Source organism: Microbispora amethystogenes (assembly GCF_016863015.1).
Classification (GTDB): Bacteria; Actinomycetota; Actinomycetes; order Streptosporangiales; family Streptosporangiaceae; genus Microbispora; species Microbispora amethystogenes.
On record NZ_BOOB01000045.1, the window covers coordinates 40,089 to 54,653 of the forward strand.

Here is a 14,565-nt window from a genome sequence, read left to right on the forward strand (position 1 = left end):
CAGGCTATCAAGTCACCCGCAGGTCACAGCCTCGCCCCCCGCGTCGTCCTCGCGCCGCTCCCGTGCCGCCGCGTCACCCCCAGTGGTCGCCCCACCCCCACAGGTTGGGGCCGAGCGCCGTGGCGGGGTCGTCGTGGTAGACGCCGAACCTGCCGCGGAAGAACAGCATCGGCCGCTGCTCCGGATGGACGGGTTCGAGTTCGCGGACGAGGCCGATCACCACGTCGTGGTCTCCGGCCACGTGCACCTCCCGCACCTCGCCGTGGACGCGCAGCAGCACGTCCCGCAGGGCGGGCGTGCCCCAGCGGGACAGGTCCCAGGCGAGCCCGGCGAACTTGTCGCCGTTGCTCGATCCGAACCTGGCGCACACGTCGACCTGCTCCTCGCCGAGGACGTTGACGCAGAAGCGGCCGGACGTCCTGATCCGCGGCCAGGCGCGGCCCTTGTGGTCGGCGCAGAAGAGGACGAGCGGTGGTTCGAGGGACACCGACGCGAACGACTGGCAGGCGAACCCCACCGGCTCCCCGTCGTCCAGGCCCGTGACCACGGTCACTCCGGTCGCGAACATGCCGAGCGCGCGCCGGAACTCCGCGGGCGACGGCGGCGGCACGTCGCCGGAGCCGGAGTCGCCGAGGCCGGGGCCGGCGGAAGCTGCGGTCATGGGTGGTTCACCTCTCGCGTGCGGTCCGGTGCCTCTGGTGCGGCGCTGGTGCGGCTCTGGTCCGGTGACTCAGCGCTCAGGTCACGAACTTACAAACCCCCTCGGCGCCGCTTCGCACGGGATCCCGTCCAGCGGGCGGTCTGTACGACGAGTCTGCCTAGGTAAAAACATGTTTTGTCAGGTTTACACCATTGTTGCGCCGTATGTACCTTTAGGTGCCACGGCATGGATGCCGGTGACCTTCGCGTCGCCTCCGTTGCCGTGTCGTTGCCCGGACCGTGCGCTCACCAGGGCGCGCGGCCGCCGAGTCCGCGTTCCGCGGAGCCGGGGACCCACTTTTTCGGGGTGAATCGCTGCGCAGGCCCCCAGATGCGCTCGTAGGGCACTTCCTGCCCGAACCCGTCAGCTAACCCGGTAGGCGGCATGGAAGCAAGGAGCCCAACCCGCGTCATGCCCACCCTCAGGTTCTCTCCCGCCATGCGGCCCTCCGGCCGCCGCCTGCGCGCCGCCCTCGCCGCGGCCGCACTCGCGGTCTCGGCCGGCACGGCCACCCTCACCGCCGCCACGCTCGCCGCCACCGCGGCAGCGCCCGCTCCCGCCTACGCGAACCCGCACACGTACGGCCAGGACGTCTCCGGCTACGAGGCCGACCACGACTGGATCAACAGCCGGGCGCAGTTCGGCTTCATCAAGGCCACCGAGGGCCTGGACTGGGTCGACTCGTCCTTCCCGCGGCACTGGCGCGAGCTGGACAAGAAGGGGATCGTCCGCGGTGTCTACCACTACGGCCATCCCTCCAACGACCCGATCGCCGAGGCCGACCACTTCCTCCGCGTGGTGAACGCGCAGCCGGGCAAGCGGGGCGACATCCTCGTGCTCGACCTGGAGACCGCCGACGGCCAGTCGGTGGAGCGCGTCAACGCCTGGGCCAGGAAGTGGCTGGAGTACGTGACCGCCAAGACCGGCGTCAGGCCGATGTTCTACAGCGGCTGGAACTTCGCCGACAAGTACGGCCAGGGCCTGGGCGACTATCCGCTGTGGGTGGCCCACTACAGCCGGGACCCGGGCGACATCAGCCCGCCGGCCGACTGGACGAGCTGGGCGATCCACCAGTACACCGACTCGCCGATCGACCAGAACGTCTCCTCGCTGAGCCCGGTCGAGCTGCGCGCCCTCGGCCGTCCCTGAGGCCCGTTCCCGGGGCGGGCGCCGCCCGCCCCGGGAAAGCCCCGCTCAGACCACCTCAGATTCAGGCCACTTCAGATTCAGACCACCGCGCCGGATCCGTCGCGCGCCACGGGGCGGCGACGGGGTGCGGCGGGCGCGGGCGGCGGCTGACCGGCGCGCCGCTCCAGCTCGATCGCCGCCGGCCCCGCCACGAACGACGACGACAGCGTGCCCACGACGATGCCGATCAGCAGGGCGATCGCGAAGTCGCGCAGCGAGTCGCCGCCGAACACCGCCAGCGCCGCCAGGATGAACAGCGCGCCGAGCCCCGTGTTGACCGTACGCGGCACGGTCTGCAGGATCGCCGTGTTCACCACCCGCCCGAAGGGCGTCCCCCGCGACACCGGCCACAGCTCTCGGACCCGGTCGAAGAGCACGACCTTGTCGTTGACCGAGTATCCGATGATCGTCAGCATCGCGGCCAGGAAGACGCCGTCGATCGGCTTGCCCATCCAGGCGAACGCGCCGACGACGACGGCCGCGTCCACGAACAGCGCCGTCACGGCGGCGGCGCCGAACGTCCACCGGAAGCGGAACGCCAGGTAGGCGAGCTGGGCCGCGAGCGCGACGCCGAGCGCGATGAGCGCGTTGCGGCGCAGCTCCGCGCCCAGGCTCGGCCCGACGAGCTCGTCGCGCTGCTTGGTGACGTCCCCGACGCTCCGGTCCAGGGCCTCCTCGACGCGGACGACGTCGTCGGCGGTGATCTGCCCGGTCCGTACGGAGATCGCGTCGTCCGACCGCTGCACCACGGCGGTGGGGAACCCGGCGTCCGACACCGCCTGCCGGGCCGCGGTGACGTCGACCGGCCTGCTCGTGGCGAACTCCACGATCCGCCCGCCGGTGAACTCGACGCCGTAGTTCAGTCCGCGGGTGACCAGCCCCGCGCCCACCAGCACGAGCAGCCCGGCCGCGACGGCGAGCCAGCGCCACCCCGCCCGCATCAGGTCGGGATCGCGCCGGGTCAGCCAGGTCCTGACCCGGCCGATCGAGCCGAGGCCCGAGACTCCCGGGCCGGCCCTGCCGATCAGGGCCGAGGCGAGCACCCGGGTGATCAGCATGGCCGAGACCAGTGAGGCGAGCACGCCGATGGCCAGCGTCACGCCGAAGCCCTTCACCGGTCCCGAGGCCAGCCAGAACAGCAGCCCGGCGGCGAGCAGGGTGGTGATGTTGGAGTCGGCGATCGCGCTCCAGGCGTTCTTGAACCCCCGGTCGAGGGCCGCCCTGAGACCCCGGCGGGGCGCCGCGCCGTACTCCTCCCTGGCCCGTTCGAAGACCAGCACGTTGGCGTCCACCGCCATGCCGATCGCCAGGACGAACCCGGCCAGGCCGGGCAGCGTGAGCGTGGCGCCCATCGCCACCAGTCCCGCGTACGAGATCAGGCCGTAGCAGGCCAGCGCGACCGCGGCCAGCAGGCCCACCAGGCGGTAGACGAGGCCGATGAAGACCGCGGTCAGGATCACCCCGGCGACGCCCGCCTTCGCGCTCGCCGCGATCGCGTCGGCGCCGAGGGTCGGGCCGACCGTCCGCTGCTCGACCAGCTCCAGGGGCACCGGCAGCGAACCGCCCTTGACGAGCACGGCGAGGTTCTGCGCCTCCTCGGCGGAGAACGACCCGGTGATCTGGGTGGTGCCGCCGGAGATGCCCGCCCCGCAGGCCACCGTCTCATCCACCTGGGGTGAGGAGATGATCTCGTCGTCGAGCACGATGGCGACCCTGCGCCTGGGATCGCCGGCCGGTTCGCAGGCCGCCTTGCCGGTCAGCTCCCGCCAGGGGCCCGGCTCCCGGAAGTCGATCGTCACGAACCAGCCGGGCCCGAGCTGGGGGTCGGTGCGGGCGGCGGCGTCGGTGACGCCGGCCCCGCTGAGGGCGACCGGGCCGAGCTTCAGCCTCTGGCCGCTCTCGTCGGCGATCGCGTCCTTGTCGCCGTCCCCGGCCGGGCCGAGCACCGGATGGAAGTTGAGCTGGGCGGTCTTGCCGATGACCCCGGCGGCCTCGCGCGGGTCGAGCACGCCGGGCAGTTCCACGATGATCCGCTTCTCGCCGGAGCGGACCAGGGTGGGATCGACGACTCCGAGGGCGTCCGCCCGGCGCCGGAGCACGTCGAGGGCACGGTCGGTGGCGTCGGCGTCCGCCTTGACCGTGGGAGAGTCCCTCGTCTCGAAGACGAGTTGGGTGCCGCCGCGCAGGTCGAGACCGAGACGCGGGGCCATGGTGAGGGCGAGCAGCAGTGAGGTGGCGATGACGGCGAGCGCCGCCACCGCGCGCCACAAAGGCGCACGTGACATCGTGCCTCCACAGGCAGTTACGAGGAAGAAAAGGGGCCTCAGTACGCCGTGGAGGGGGGAGCCCGCGCGGCCGTCGTGCGGCGCGGGCGCTGGGCGGGGGTTTCGTCGTGACGCGGCCCGGCGCAGGTGACCCGGGTGCCGCCGCGCGGCGACGCGGAGGCGGGCGGCAGGGCGGGCCCGGCGGTCGCGCCGGGGCCGCCGGCGCCCGCGTGGACCCGGGGCTGGTCACTCTGCGCGGGCCGGCCCGCGCTCGGCGACCCCCAGTGCCGGGTCGCCGGGTGCCGCGCCGTCGTGTCCCGTGCGCTCGTGTTCTCCGCCCGCGCGGCCCGGGCGGTTGCGCGTTGGGCGGCCGTGGATGCGGCGGTCGCGGTGCCGGTGGTCGAGAGGCTCGTGGTGGAAAGGCGGGCGTCGCCGGCCCCGGCCGCCGAGGACCAGGCGGGAGCCGCGTGAGGTGCGATGCCCGTCGTGGCCGCCGGCCGCCCGGTGATCGCTGCGGCGGCGGGCGAGCCGCCGGTGGTCAGAAAACCGGTGGTCAGGAAGATCGCGTGCAGCAGGAGCAGCAGCGCGGCGGTCGGCCTGCTTCGCACGATCCCTCCCTTCCGTGACGGCCCGGTCTCACGTCACCGTAGCCGCTCCGGCCCGGACCCGCCGAGTCGCGTAATTCCTGCGGGACGAAAAATATGGCGATCTTCAGAAATGGGCGGAAATAAGGGGAGAAACGGGTGGCGGAAAACGTAGATGACCGTTTCGCGAAGGTGGGCTATGGTCGGTCTCATGGCGACCTCACGACGTGACATGTGCGGGTCCACCGCCTTCACGTGGGTGGTGGGCCTGCTGATGCTCGGCCTCGCCCTGGTCGCCTCCACGCCCGCCTGGTACGGCGGCGACCCCGCGCAGCATGCGCCCGCGACCGCCGCCGAAGTGTGGACGCCGGGCGCGTGGTCGCCCCAGTCGGCCACGCTGCCCGCGGGCGCCGGCTCGGAGCACATGCCGCTGTCGCTGCGGCTGCGGAGCACTGTGGCCGCGGTCGCGGCTCCGGCGCCCGCCCCGGCGCTCGTCCGGCACGACGAGGACGTCATCCTCAGCCCGCAGCAAACCGGGCATCGCACGGTCGGATCACGTAGCCCGCCGCTGGTCTAGAACCCCGGAGCGCTCCGAGCCGCGGCGTCGTCCCGGTCTCGTCGCCGAGCCGTCCCGACCGTCTGGCCCGTCCAGTAGGCGGGCCGGTCCGCGCGTCGGGTGACCGCCGGCAGCGGTCCGCGACACGGTCCGCGACACGGTCCGCGACACCGTCTGTGAAACGGCCTGTGACATGGCCCGCGGCCATCCTCCGTGACGCGGGTGCTTCCGCGCATCCGCCGTACGACGCGACACGCCGCCCGACCCGAACCCGTCCCGGACCGGCGCACAGCCGTGCGCTGGGCGCAGGCGGGCATCCCGCTTCGTACGCCGGGTGCACGCCCGCTCGTCCCGGGCCTGTCGCGCGTTCGTTCCGCGTACGTGGGCGGGCCGGGCTCCGGCCGCTCGCCGCGCTCCGATCCGACCGTCACCCGGGCCGCCGCTCGCGCACCCGCCTCGCGCCGGTGCGGGGGCGTCGCGTCCCACCCACCTTTTCCCATACCTGGAGTGATGCCGATCATGGCTGAGATCAGGTCGCCGGGCTCTCTCATGGAGGAGTGCCGGCAGTACGATGCGCAGCTCTCCGAGCTGCGCATGCTGCTCGGCGAGCGGCTGCACGCCGCCCGGGCCGAGCTGGCCCTGGCGAGCGAACCACACGAGGTGACGCCGCCTGTCGCGTGGGTCCGCCCGTCCGCCGAAGCCGTACGGCGGGCGAGCCGCGACGTCGCGGCGATCGAGGCGGCGGTCGAACGGATGGACCTCGGCCTCTACGGCACCTGCACCGAGTGTGAGGCGTTCCTGCCGCTCGACCGGCTCCGCCTGGCGCCGCACGTGCAGCTGTGCGCCGCCTGCGCCGGTGAGACCCGGATGTCGGCATGACCGGCACGACCGGCATGACGGCCGGGCACGGCATGACCCGTACGGGCGGGGGAGCGGGCGGAGGGACCGCCCTGGCCCTCGACCTCGGCACCGCGCGGACCCGCCTGCTGCTGTCCGGCAGCCCGGTGATCCGGGAGCGGCCCTCCGCGGTCGGCGCGCCGCCCGCGCCGCGCCGCTGGCCGGTGCGGCACGGGATGGTCTCCGACATGCCCGGCTGCGCGCGGCTGGTCCGCGCCGCGCTGCGCGAGGCCGCCGGGCAGGAGTCGCCGGAACGCGTCCTGCTCGGCGTGCCGGTGGCGGCCTCACGGCTGGACCGGCGCGCGGCGCACGCGGCGGTCGGCAGCGCCGCCCGCTGCCCGGTCACGATCATCGAGGAGCCGCTCGCCGCCGCGGTCGGCTGCGGCGTCGACATCGATGATCCGAGGCCCCGGCTGCTCCTCGACGCCGGTGCCGGGATCGCCGAGGCCGTCGTCATTCGCAGCGGCCGGATCGCCGACGCGGGGGCCGTCCAGGTGGGCACGGACGACCATGCCCGTGCCCAGGACCGTGCCGAGGACGGGACCGAGAACCGTGCCGGCGACCCGCCGGACGGTCCGCGGTTCCCGCCGTACGTGCGGGAACGCATCGTGGCCATGGTCGCCGACCTCGTCGCGCGCGTTCCCGCCCACCTGCGGGGGGTCGCGCGGGGGCGCGGCCTGCTGATCACCGGCGGTGGTGCCCGCGATCCGGAGCTGGCCCGCGCGCTCTGCGCCGGGCTGCGGATCACCGTCACTCCCGCCGTCGATCCCGCCCAGGCGACCGTCAGGGGCCTGGCCTGTCTGCTCCCCGTGGTCGCGCGCCGCGCCGCCCTCCTCCCCGCCGACGAAGTGAAGGACCTCGACTATGACCACCAGTGACGAGTTCACCGCCATCAGCGAACCGCAGACACGGCTCATCCGCGCCGAGCTGGAGGAGCAGCTCCAGTGGCGTGAGGTGCAGTTGCGCGACCTGCGCGCCGAGGTCGACGGCGGCGAGCAGGACACGGCCCGGCTCGCCCTGCTCGCCGACGTCGCCGCCACCGAGCGGGCGGTCACCGAGCTGCGCCGGACGCTGGAGCGGATGGAGGAGGGACACTACGGCCGGTGCGCCGACTGCGCGGCGGCCATCCCGTTCGGCCGGTTGAAGATCCGGCCCCTGGCCCGCTACTGCATCGCCTGCCAGCGGCGCCACGAGGCCCGCTGACGCCGCCCGGCCGCCCGCTCCCGGCACCCGGGGGACGGGCGGCCACCGTGGGCGCGCGGACCGGGCCACCCGAAGCGCTTCACCACGGCCCTCACTTACTCTCGGCGGACAGTGCCTCGGAGGGCTGCCCGCTCACGCCCTGTCGTACCAGGTCACGGTCGTGCCGCTGCCGAAGGACCGGCTCCGGGCCGGGGTGAACGGTGTGGGGCGGAAGGCTCCGGTGAACGCCGAGATCCCGTCGCCGGCCACGACCGGGTAGCTCTTGACGATCAGCTCGTCGATCTCCGGCAGCAGCGCGCCCGCGAGCGTGCCGCCTCCGCACAGCCAGATGTCCCCGCCCTCCTCCTGCTTCAGGCGCCGAACGAGGCCGATGGGGTCGCTCCGGACCAGCTCCACCTGCGGGTCGCCGATCTGGGTCGAGGTCGACACCACGTACTGCCTCAGGTGCGCGTACGGGCTGGTGACGCCGGCGTCGAGGGCCGGCTGGTAAGTTCCACGGCCCATCACCACCGTGTCGAAGCGCCGGTTCGGCGCCTCCAGGCTCATCTGCGCGCGCATGTGACTCGGCACCGTCTCCGGATACTCGTCGATGATCCAGGCCAGGGTGTCCTCCATCGGGAAGAAGTCGAACTCGCCGCCGGGGCCCGCGATGTAGCCGTCGATGCTGACGCCGACGTAATAGACAAGCTTTCGCATACAATCACTCCGTCTGAAGTACTCTGTCTGTAGTGGTCATGACCATAGTACTACAACTGGAGTGGTGTCAATCGTGGTGCGACAGAATCCGGCCCGGCGGGCCGCGCTGCTCGACGCGGCCATCGAGGTGCTGGCCCGGGACGGCGCGCGGGGCCTGACCTTCCGCGCGGTGGACGCCCAGGCGCGGGTGCCGGGCGGCACGGCCTCCAACTACTTCGCCAACCGGGACGAGATGCTCACCCAGGCGGGCGCGCGCGTCTACGAACGGCTGGAGCCGGAGGCCGGGATCCTGGCCGGGAATCCGGAGGGGCGCACTGGCCGGGCGAGGGTCGCCGAGCTGACCCACGAGGTGGTCGAGCGGGTCAGCACCTACCGCACGGGATTCCTGGCCCTGCTGGAGCTGCGCCTGGAGGCGACTCGGCGGCCGGCCCTGCGGGCCGTGCTCACCGAGCGGATCAGGGCGGACGTGGACGCCAACATCCGCCACCACCTCGGCTCCGGCCTTCCCGGGGACGCCGCGACGGTGGAGCTGCTCCACCTGGCCATGAACTGGCTGATCCTGGAGCGGCTCACGCTGCCCGAGGTGTTCCCCGAAGCCCGGCTGCACGATCTGGTGGAGCAGGCGGTGGAGCGCCTGGTCCCCGAAGGGCGCGGCGAGGCCCCGGCGACGGGCTGACGGACCGGCTGTCCCGTGATCGGAACGACGGTGTCGCGATGAGGGCGGGAGCGGACCGGGAGGGCCGGGTCAGGCGCCGTACGGCCGGGCCGCCCGGGCGGCCCGCAGGGCCCCGCCGAACCAGACGAGCTCGTCGAGCATCGTCGTGGCGGCGCTCTCCGCACCCGCGGGGTCCTTCGGCCAGTTGCCGTCGTCGTCGAACAGCGTCCAGGGGCTCCGGAACGCGACGGAGTCGCGGACGGTCACCGCGTGCAACTCGGCGAAGACCAGCCGGAGCTGCTCGACCGCCCGCAGACCGCTGGACACGCCGCCGTAGCTGACGAACCCGACGGGCTTGGCCGCCCACTCCCGGTGATAGCTGTCGATCATCAGCTTGAGGGCGGCGGGGAAGCTCCGGTTGTACTCGGGGGTCACGACGACGAAGGCGTCCGCCTCGTCCACCCGGGGCCGCAGCGCCGTGACCTCCTCGGGCCGGTCGCCGCCGAAGTGCCCGCGCAACCCGTCGGGGAGCCGGGTCTCGGCAAGGTCGATCACGTCGAGGGCGAGGTCGCCGCGCCGTTCGGCCTGGGCGGCGAACCAGTTCGCGACGAGGGGCGCCACCCGCCCGTCCCGGACGCTGCCGATGATCAACGCGACTCGGAGCCGGTCGTCGCCAGGCATGGTTCCTCCATGAGTGAGTACGTTGTACGCAGTGAGTACACCGTACGCGCACCTGCGTACGACGTACAAGTACAGGTACGATGTACACGCACCGAAGGTGAGGAGTGTGGCGATGGCCGGGAAGAGCGCGGACGAGGTCGCGGGCGACGCCGTCGAGTCCATCTGGCAGCGGATGGAACGCCCCGCCCGGCCGCCCCGCGCGGCGCTGACCCACGCCCAGATCGCCGCCGCGGCGGTGGAGATCGCGGACGCCGAGGGACTCGACGCCGTCTCGATGCGCCACCTGGCCGAACGGCTCGGTGTGGCGACCATGGGGCTCTACCGGTACGTGCGCGGCAAGGACGACGTGATCGAGCTGATGCTCGACGCCGTCATCGCGGAGGAGGCGCAGGTGGAGCCCGCGGCGGACTGGCGTACGACGCTGCGCGAGGCGGCCTGCGGCCTGCGGCGCGCCGTGCTGCGTCACCCCTGGATGGTCCGGACGACGGCCAGGTCGGGCCAGCTCACGCCGCACCTCGTCGCGCGGGCCGACCGGCTGCTCGCCTCGCTGGAGGACCTCGGCCTGGACGCCGACGCCCGCATGGCCGTGGTCGGCACGGTGGGCGCCTACGTCAACGGGACGGTGGCGGTCGACGTCGGCCTGGCCGAGCTCATGCGCCGCGAAGGCGTCACCGGGGCGGACGAACTGCGCGGCCTCTACTCCTCGCACCTGAGGTGGCTGCTGGAGTCGGGCCGCTATCCCGCCTTCGAGCGCTACATCCGCGAGGGCGTCCGCAAGGACGACGGCGAGTGGCAGTTCGAGCTGGGGCTCGACTGCGTGCTCGACGGCGTCGCGGCCCGGCTGGGCATCTGACCGAGACACGAAGGATTCCCCCATGAGCAACGAGGTCCTGGACGAGGTACGCGCGCTGCTGCCGGAGATCGCCGCCCGCGCCCGCGCCGTCGACGAGGAACGGCGGGTCCCCGCCGAGTCGATCGGCGAGCTGTCCCGGGCCGGGGTCTTCCGGATGCTGCAACCCAAGAGGTACGGCGGCGCGGAGAGCGACCCGGTGCGCTTCTACGAGGTGGTGCGGGAGATCTCGGCGGTGTGCGGGTCGACCGGCTGGCTCGTGTCCGTCCTCGGCGTGCACCCCTGGCAGCTCGCCCTGTTCGAGGAGGCCGCCCAGGACGAGGTCTGGGGGAGCGACCCCGGCGTGCTGGTCTGCTCGTCGTACGCGCCGGTCGGGCGGCTCGTCCCGGCCGAGGGGGGATACCGCCTGTCCGGCCGGTGGCGGTTCTCCTCGGGCTGCGGGCACGCGTCGTGGGCCCTGCTCGGCGGTCTCGTGATGGGCGCCGCGGGGCGCCCGGCGGACGTCGTGACCGTGCTGGTGCCCCGCTCCGACTACGCGATCGACGACGTCTGGGACGTCATCGGGCTGCGCGGCACGGCCAGCGACGACATCGTCGCCGAGGACGCCTTCGTGCCCGCGCACCGCGTGGTGCGCAACCACGACCTGGCCCGGCTGCGCGGGCCGGGTCAGCAGGTGAACACCGGACCGCTGTATCGGATCCCGTTCGGCTCCGTGTTCACCACCACGATCACCGCGCCGATCATCGGGATGGCCTCCGGCTGCTACCGGTCGTACGTGTCGGCCATGCGCGACCGCGTACGGCTCAGCCTGGGCGGCGGCGGCCGGTTCGCCGACGACCAGTTCGCGCAGGTCGCCGTCGCCCGGGCGGCCTCGGAGATCGACGCGGCGGCCCTGCAGACCGACCGCAACGTGCGGGAGGTCTACGAGCACGCGGTGCGGGGCGAGGCGATCCCGGCCGAGCTGCGGCTCCGGGTGCGCCGGGACCAGGTCCGCGCCACTGAGCGGGCGCTGGAGGCCATCGACGTCCTGTTCAAGACGGCGGGGGGCAACTCCCTGCGCCGCGGCAACCCCATCGAGCGGGCCTGGCGCGACGCCCACGCCGGTGGCGTCCACGTCGCCAACGACGTCGAGCGCGCCCTCGCGATGTACGGCAGGGGGGAGTTCGGCCTGCCCGTGGAGGACAACCTCATCTGACGGCGTGGGAGGATCTTGACCCGCCCGAAAGGCGCATCCTAGCCTTCATGGCACCACGGCCACCCCCGTCGAAGGAGAGCCATGCGGCTTCAGGTGGGCTTCGCCTCCAGCCGTTCCGGTACAACGGAGCTCGCCTGGGGACAGCGGGATATCTGGGGAGCCGTCCAGCAGGTCGGGCCGGACAGCGCGCACTACTTCAACGTGCCCAGGGTCCTCGCCGTCCCGCGCGCGGGCGGCCCGCGCCCTCCCGAGGCCGTGGCCGCCGCCCTGGCCGAGGTGACGGGCCGGCACGACGCCCTGCGGTCCCTGGTGCGGCTCGGCACGGACGGCCCGTACCAGGAGGTGGCCGCGGCCGGGACGCTGCCGGTCGAGCTGACCGAGGCGGCCCGCGACGAGGCGGGTGACGTCGCGGCGGCACTCGTCGCCCGCCTGGCCGCGCGGTCCTTCGGGGACGGCGAGCAGCCGCTGCGCGCCGGATTCGTGGTCTGCGACGGCGCCGTCACCCACGTGGCCCTCGTGATCCACCACGTCGTCGCGGACTGGCACGCGGCCGGCGTCGTGGTGAACGACCTGCGGACGCTGCTGCTCCGCGGCGCGATCGCGCGCCCGCCGTCGTCGCAGCTGCTCGACCTGGTCCGGGAGGAGCGGGCGGCGCCCGCCCGTTCGGACCGCGCGATCGCGCAGTGGGAGGCGCTGCTCCGGACCGTGCCGTCCGCCATGTTCCCGGAGGCGGTCCGGCCGGCCTCCACGCCGAGGTACGCGCGGGCCGTGCTGACGTCGCCCCGGCTGAACCACGCCGCGTACGTGCTCGCCCGCCAGGCCGGGGTCAGCACCGCCACCGTCCTGCTGGTGGCGGTCGCCATGCTGCTGCGCGAGCTGACCGGGCACGAGGTGTCCGCGATCACCCCGATCGTGCACAACCGCTTCGACGACCGGAGCCGGGACCTGGTCACCAGCCTCAACCAGCTCGGGCTGTTCACCCTGGGCCCGAGCGGAGGCCTCGCCGAGACGGTCGTGAGCGCGTATCCGGCGGTCCTCGCGTCCTACCGGCGCGCCCGGTTCGACAAACCGGCCATGCAGGAGATGATCGACCGGCTCAGCGCCGACCGGGGCGTCTCGGTGTTCCCGTCGTGCTGCTTCAACGACCTGCGCCCCGGCGAGGATCCGGGCGCCGCAGGCCGCGCGGACGAGGAGTCCGAACTGGAGTGGCTTCCCGGCACCGATCAGCGCAGCTGCGACTTCTGCCTGGCCCTGATGCGCCACAAGGGCACGCTCGGCGTGGAGGTGAACGCCGACACCACCCGCCTGTCCGAGGGCGAGATGGAGGCCCTGCTGCACCGGCTGGAGTCCTTCGTCGTCGCCTCCGCCCACCGGGAACCCGCCACCTGACGTCATGGGATGGGAGGTGCCCGCGGACGCGGTAACCTACGGTGTTCACCGCAGTTGGGAGCCCGGATGCCTCGATCGCACGATCACACCACGACGACCCGCGTCCGTACGCCGGAGACGCGGCGATGAGCGCCGTCACGGGTGAGGCGGCGCGACGCCGGACCTTCGCGGTGATCAGCCACCCGGACGCCGGAAAGTCCACGATGACCGAGGCGCTCGCCCTGCACGCCTCGGCGATCACCCAGGCCGGTGCGGTGCACGGCAAGGCCGGGCGGCGGGGCGTGACGTCCGACTGGATGGAGATGGAGCGCGCCCGCGGCATCTCCATCACCTCGGCGGCGCTCCGCTTCGAATACCGCGGACACGTGTTCAACCTCGTCGACACCCCCGGCCACGCCGACTTCTCCGAGGACACCTACCGCGTGCTGGCCGCGGTCGACTGCGCGGTGATGCTGCTCGACGCGGCCAAGGGCATGGAGCCGCAGACCATGAAGCTGTTCGAGGTCTGCCGCCACCGCCGCATCCCGGTCATCACGTTCGTCAACAAGTGGGACCGGCCGGGCCGCGAGCCGCTGGAACTGCTCGACGAGATCGAGGAGCGGACCGGCCTGCGGCCCACCCCGGTGACCTGGCCCATCGGCTCCGCCGGGAACTTCCACGGGGTGGTCGACCGGATCGACGGCCGCGCCGTCCGCTACACCCGCACCCCGGGCGGCGCCACCAAGGCGCTGGAGACCACGCTGACGCCGGGGGAGGCGGAGGCCGATCTCGGGGCCGACTGGACCCGGGCGCGGGAGGAGAGCGACCTGCTCGCCGCCATCGGCGCCGAGCACGACCAGAAGGCGTTCGAGGCGCACGAGGCGACGCCGGTGTTGTTCGGCGCGGCGCTGTCCAACTTCGGCGTGGCCCGGCTGCTGGACCTGCTGGTCGACCTCGCGCCCGCGCCCGCGCCCCGGGCGGACGTCGAGGGCGCGGCCCGGCCGCTGGACGCGCCGTTCGCCGGCCTGGTGTTCAAGGTGCAGGCCAACATGGACCCCGCCCACCGGGACCGCATCGCGTTCGTCCGGGTCTGCTCCGGCCGCTTCGAGCGCGGGATGGTGCTCACCCACGCCGCGACCGGACGGCCGTTCGCCACCAAGTACGCCCAGTCGGTGTTCGGCCAGGAGCGCGCCACCATCGACGAGGCCTTCCCCGGGGACGTCGTCGGCCTGGTGAACGCGACCGCCCTGCGCCCCGGCGACACCCTCTACGAGGGCGCGGCCGTGGAGTTCCCGCCGATCCCGAGCTTCGCCCCCGAGCACTTCGCGGTGGCCCGCTCCCGGAGCACCGCCAAGGCCAAGCAGTTCCGCCGCGGCATCGACCAGCTCGACGGCGAGGGCGTGATCCAGGTGCTGCGATCCGACCTGCGGGGCGACCAGGCGCCCGTGCTGGCGGCGGTCGGGCCCATGCAGTTCGAGGTCGTGCAGCACCGCCTCGCCGCCGAGTTCGGCGCGGAGATCGTGCTGGACCGGCTGGAGTACACGCTGGCCCGCCGCACCGACGCCGAGTCGGCCGAGGTGCTGCGCCGCCAGCGCGGCGCGGAGGTGCTCATGCGCGGCCGGGACCAGGCCCTGCTCGCGGTGTTCACCGACCAGTGGCGCATGCGGTCGATCCAGCGCGAGCACGAGGGCCTGACCCTGGAGCCGCTCATCGCCGGCCAGGGCTGAT

The 14,565-nt window shown here is 73.4% G+C and carries 15 protein-coding genes and 1 riboswitch; of the genes, 10 read left to right on the forward strand and 5 right to left on the reverse strand.

All coding sequences use genetic code 11. The features are described from left to right. Window positions 1-73: 73 nt before the first annotated feature. Window positions 74-661, reverse strand: coding sequence for a flavin reductase family protein (locus tag Mam01_RS27475; protein ID WP_204288061.1), 588 nt, complete (start codon window positions 659-661; stop codon window positions 74-76). A 291-nt stretch (window positions 662-952) separates the two neighbouring features. Next, a riboswitch (cyclic di-AMP (ydaO/yuaA leader) is annotated at window positions 953-1,097 on the forward strand. Window positions 1,098-1,111: 14 nt separating this feature from the next. On the opposite strand from Mam01_RS27475, the gene Mam01_RS27480 reads away from it, so the two are divergent. Further along, window positions 1,112-1,849, forward strand: coding sequence for a glycoside hydrolase family 25 protein (locus Mam01_RS27480; protein WP_150934380.1), 738 nt, complete (start codon window positions 1,112-1,114; stop codon window positions 1,847-1,849). 77 nt (window positions 1,850-1,926) lie between these two features. Here Mam01_RS27480 and secD read toward each other — a convergent pair whose 3' ends face one another. Both secD and Mam01_RS27490 read right to left on the reverse strand, forming a co-directional pair. After that, window positions 1,927-4,173, reverse strand: a complete 2,247-nt coding sequence (secD, locus tag Mam01_RS27485) for a protein translocase subunit SecD (RefSeq protein WP_204288062.1) — start codon at window positions 4,171-4,173, stop codon at window positions 1,927-1,929. Window positions 4,174-4,211: 38 nt separating this feature from the next. Continuing rightward, window positions 4,212-4,760: a hypothetical protein gene (locus Mam01_RS27490; protein ID WP_204288063.1), complete on the reverse strand. Its 549-nt coding sequence runs from the start codon at window positions 4,758-4,760 to the stop codon at window positions 4,212-4,214. Window positions 4,761-4,947: 187 nt separating this feature from the next. On the opposite strand from Mam01_RS27490, the gene Mam01_RS27495 reads away from it, so the two are divergent. The 4 genes from Mam01_RS27495 to Mam01_RS27510 all read left to right on the forward strand — a co-directional run bounded on the left by Mam01_RS27495 (window position 4,948) and on the right by Mam01_RS27510 (window position 7,392). Then, the gene (locus Mam01_RS27495) at window positions 4,948-5,313 is read left to right on the forward strand and encodes a hypothetical protein (protein WP_150934377.1); all 366 of its coding nucleotides are present in this window, start codon (window positions 4,948-4,950) and stop codon (window positions 5,311-5,313) included. 498 nt (window positions 5,314-5,811) lie between these two features. After that, window positions 5,812-6,171, forward strand: coding sequence for a TraR/DksA family transcriptional regulator (locus Mam01_RS27500; protein ID WP_204288064.1), 360 nt, complete (start codon window positions 5,812-5,814; stop codon window positions 6,169-6,171). After that, window positions 6,168-7,067, forward strand: a complete 900-nt coding sequence (locus Mam01_RS27505; RefSeq protein WP_204288065.1) for a rod shape-determining protein — start codon at window positions 6,168-6,170, stop codon at window positions 7,065-7,067. The genes Mam01_RS27500 and Mam01_RS27505 overlap by 4 nt, the downstream gene beginning before the upstream one ends. Further along, complete coding sequence (locus tag Mam01_RS27510) at window positions 7,054-7,392, forward strand: TraR/DksA family transcriptional regulator (RefSeq protein ID WP_150934374.1); 339 nt, start codon at window positions 7,054-7,056, stop codon at window positions 7,390-7,392. Before Mam01_RS27505 ends, Mam01_RS27510 begins: the two co-directional genes overlap by 14 nt. Before the next feature lie 132 nt (window positions 7,393-7,524). On the opposite strand, the gene Mam01_RS27515 is transcribed toward Mam01_RS27510, so the two are convergent. Beyond that, window positions 7,525-8,088, reverse strand: a complete 564-nt coding sequence (locus Mam01_RS27515) for a dihydrofolate reductase family protein (protein WP_204288066.1) — start codon at window positions 8,086-8,088, stop codon at window positions 7,525-7,527. Between the two features lie 76 nt (window positions 8,089-8,164). On the opposite strand from Mam01_RS27515, the gene Mam01_RS27520 reads away from it, so the two are divergent. Further along, window positions 8,165-8,764 carry a TetR/AcrR family transcriptional regulator gene (locus Mam01_RS27520; protein ID WP_204288141.1) on the forward strand — a complete coding sequence of 200 codons (600 nt, stop codon included), beginning with the start codon at window positions 8,165-8,167 and terminating at the stop codon, window positions 8,762-8,764. Window positions 8,765-8,833: 69 nt separating this feature from the next. On the opposite strand, the gene Mam01_RS27525 is transcribed toward Mam01_RS27520, so the two are convergent. After that, complete coding sequence (locus Mam01_RS27525; RefSeq protein ID WP_204288067.1) at window positions 8,834-9,424, reverse strand: NADPH-dependent FMN reductase; 591 nt, start codon at window positions 9,422-9,424, stop codon at window positions 8,834-8,836. A gap of 112 nt (window positions 9,425-9,536) precedes the next feature. Between Mam01_RS27525 and Mam01_RS27530 the strand changes: the two genes are divergently transcribed. The 4 genes from Mam01_RS27530 (at window position 9,537) to Mam01_RS27545 (ending at window position 14,564) form a co-directional block, all read left to right on the forward strand. After that, window positions 9,537-10,277, forward strand: coding sequence for a TetR/AcrR family transcriptional regulator (locus tag Mam01_RS27530; protein WP_204288068.1), 741 nt, complete (start codon window positions 9,537-9,539; stop codon window positions 10,275-10,277). Window positions 10,278-10,299: 22 nt separating this feature from the next. Further along, window positions 10,300-11,469: a 3-hydroxy-9,10-secoandrosta-1,3,5(10)-triene-9,17-dione monooxygenase oxygenase subunit gene (gene hsaA / locus Mam01_RS27535; protein WP_204288069.1), complete on the forward strand. Its 1,170-nt coding sequence runs from the start codon at window positions 10,300-10,302 to the stop codon at window positions 11,467-11,469. A gap of 81 nt (window positions 11,470-11,550) precedes the next feature. Further along, a complete protein-coding gene (locus tag Mam01_RS27540; RefSeq protein WP_204288070.1) occupies window positions 11,551-12,858 on the forward strand; it encodes a condensation domain-containing protein in 1,308 nt (435 codons plus the stop codon). 125 nt (window positions 12,859-12,983) lie between these two features. After that, a complete protein-coding gene (locus Mam01_RS27545) occupies window positions 12,984-14,564 on the forward strand; it encodes a peptide chain release factor 3 (RefSeq protein WP_204288071.1) in 1,581 nt (526 codons plus the stop codon). Window position 14,565 lies beyond the last annotated feature (1 nt).

What these genes read in the sequence shown, in the direction of transcription:
- Mam01_RS27530 (WP_204288068.1), top strand. Translation starts at nt 9,537, where the DNA reads ATGGCCGGGAAGAGCGCGGACGAGGTCGCGGGCGACGCCGTCGAGTCC.
- Mam01_RS27505 (WP_204288065.1), top strand. Translation starts at nt 6,168, where the DNA reads ATGACCGGCACGACCGGCATGACGGCCGGGCACGGCATGACCCGTACG.
- Mam01_RS27480 (WP_150934380.1), top strand. Translation starts at nt 1,112, where the DNA reads ATGCCCACCCTCAGGTTCTCTCCCGCCATGCGGCCCTCCGGCCGCCGC.
- Mam01_RS27475 (WP_204288061.1), bottom strand. Translation starts at nt 661, where the DNA reads ATGACCGCAGCTTCCGCCGGCCCCGGCCTCGGCGACTCCGGCTCCGGC.
- Mam01_RS27545 (WP_204288071.1), top strand. Translation starts at nt 12,984, where the DNA reads ATGAGCGCCGTCACGGGTGAGGCGGCGCGACGCCGGACCTTCGCGGTG.
- Mam01_RS27525 (WP_204288067.1), bottom strand. Translation starts at nt 9,424, where the DNA reads ATGCCTGGCGACGACCGGCTCCGAGTCGCGTTGATCATCGGCAGCGTC.
- Mam01_RS27540 (WP_204288070.1), top strand. Translation starts at nt 11,551, where the DNA reads ATGCGGCTTCAGGTGGGCTTCGCCTCCAGCCGTTCCGGTACAACGGAG.
- Mam01_RS27500 (WP_204288064.1), top strand. Translation starts at nt 5,812, where the DNA reads ATGGCTGAGATCAGGTCGCCGGGCTCTCTCATGGAGGAGTGCCGGCAG.
- Mam01_RS27515 (WP_204288066.1), bottom strand. Translation starts at nt 8,088, where the DNA reads ATGCGAAAGCTTGTCTATTACGTCGGCGTCAGCATCGACGGCTACATC.
- Mam01_RS27495 (WP_150934377.1), top strand. Translation starts at nt 4,948, where the DNA reads ATGGCGACCTCACGACGTGACATGTGCGGGTCCACCGCCTTCACGTGG.
- Mam01_RS27510 (WP_150934374.1), top strand. Translation starts at nt 7,054, where the DNA reads ATGACCACCAGTGACGAGTTCACCGCCATCAGCGAACCGCAGACACGG.
- hsaA (WP_204288069.1), top strand. Translation starts at nt 10,300, where the DNA reads ATGAGCAACGAGGTCCTGGACGAGGTACGCGCGCTGCTGCCGGAGATC.
- secD (WP_204288062.1), bottom strand. Translation starts at nt 4,173, where the DNA reads ATGTCACGTGCGCCTTTGTGGCGCGCGGTGGCGGCGCTCGCCGTCATC.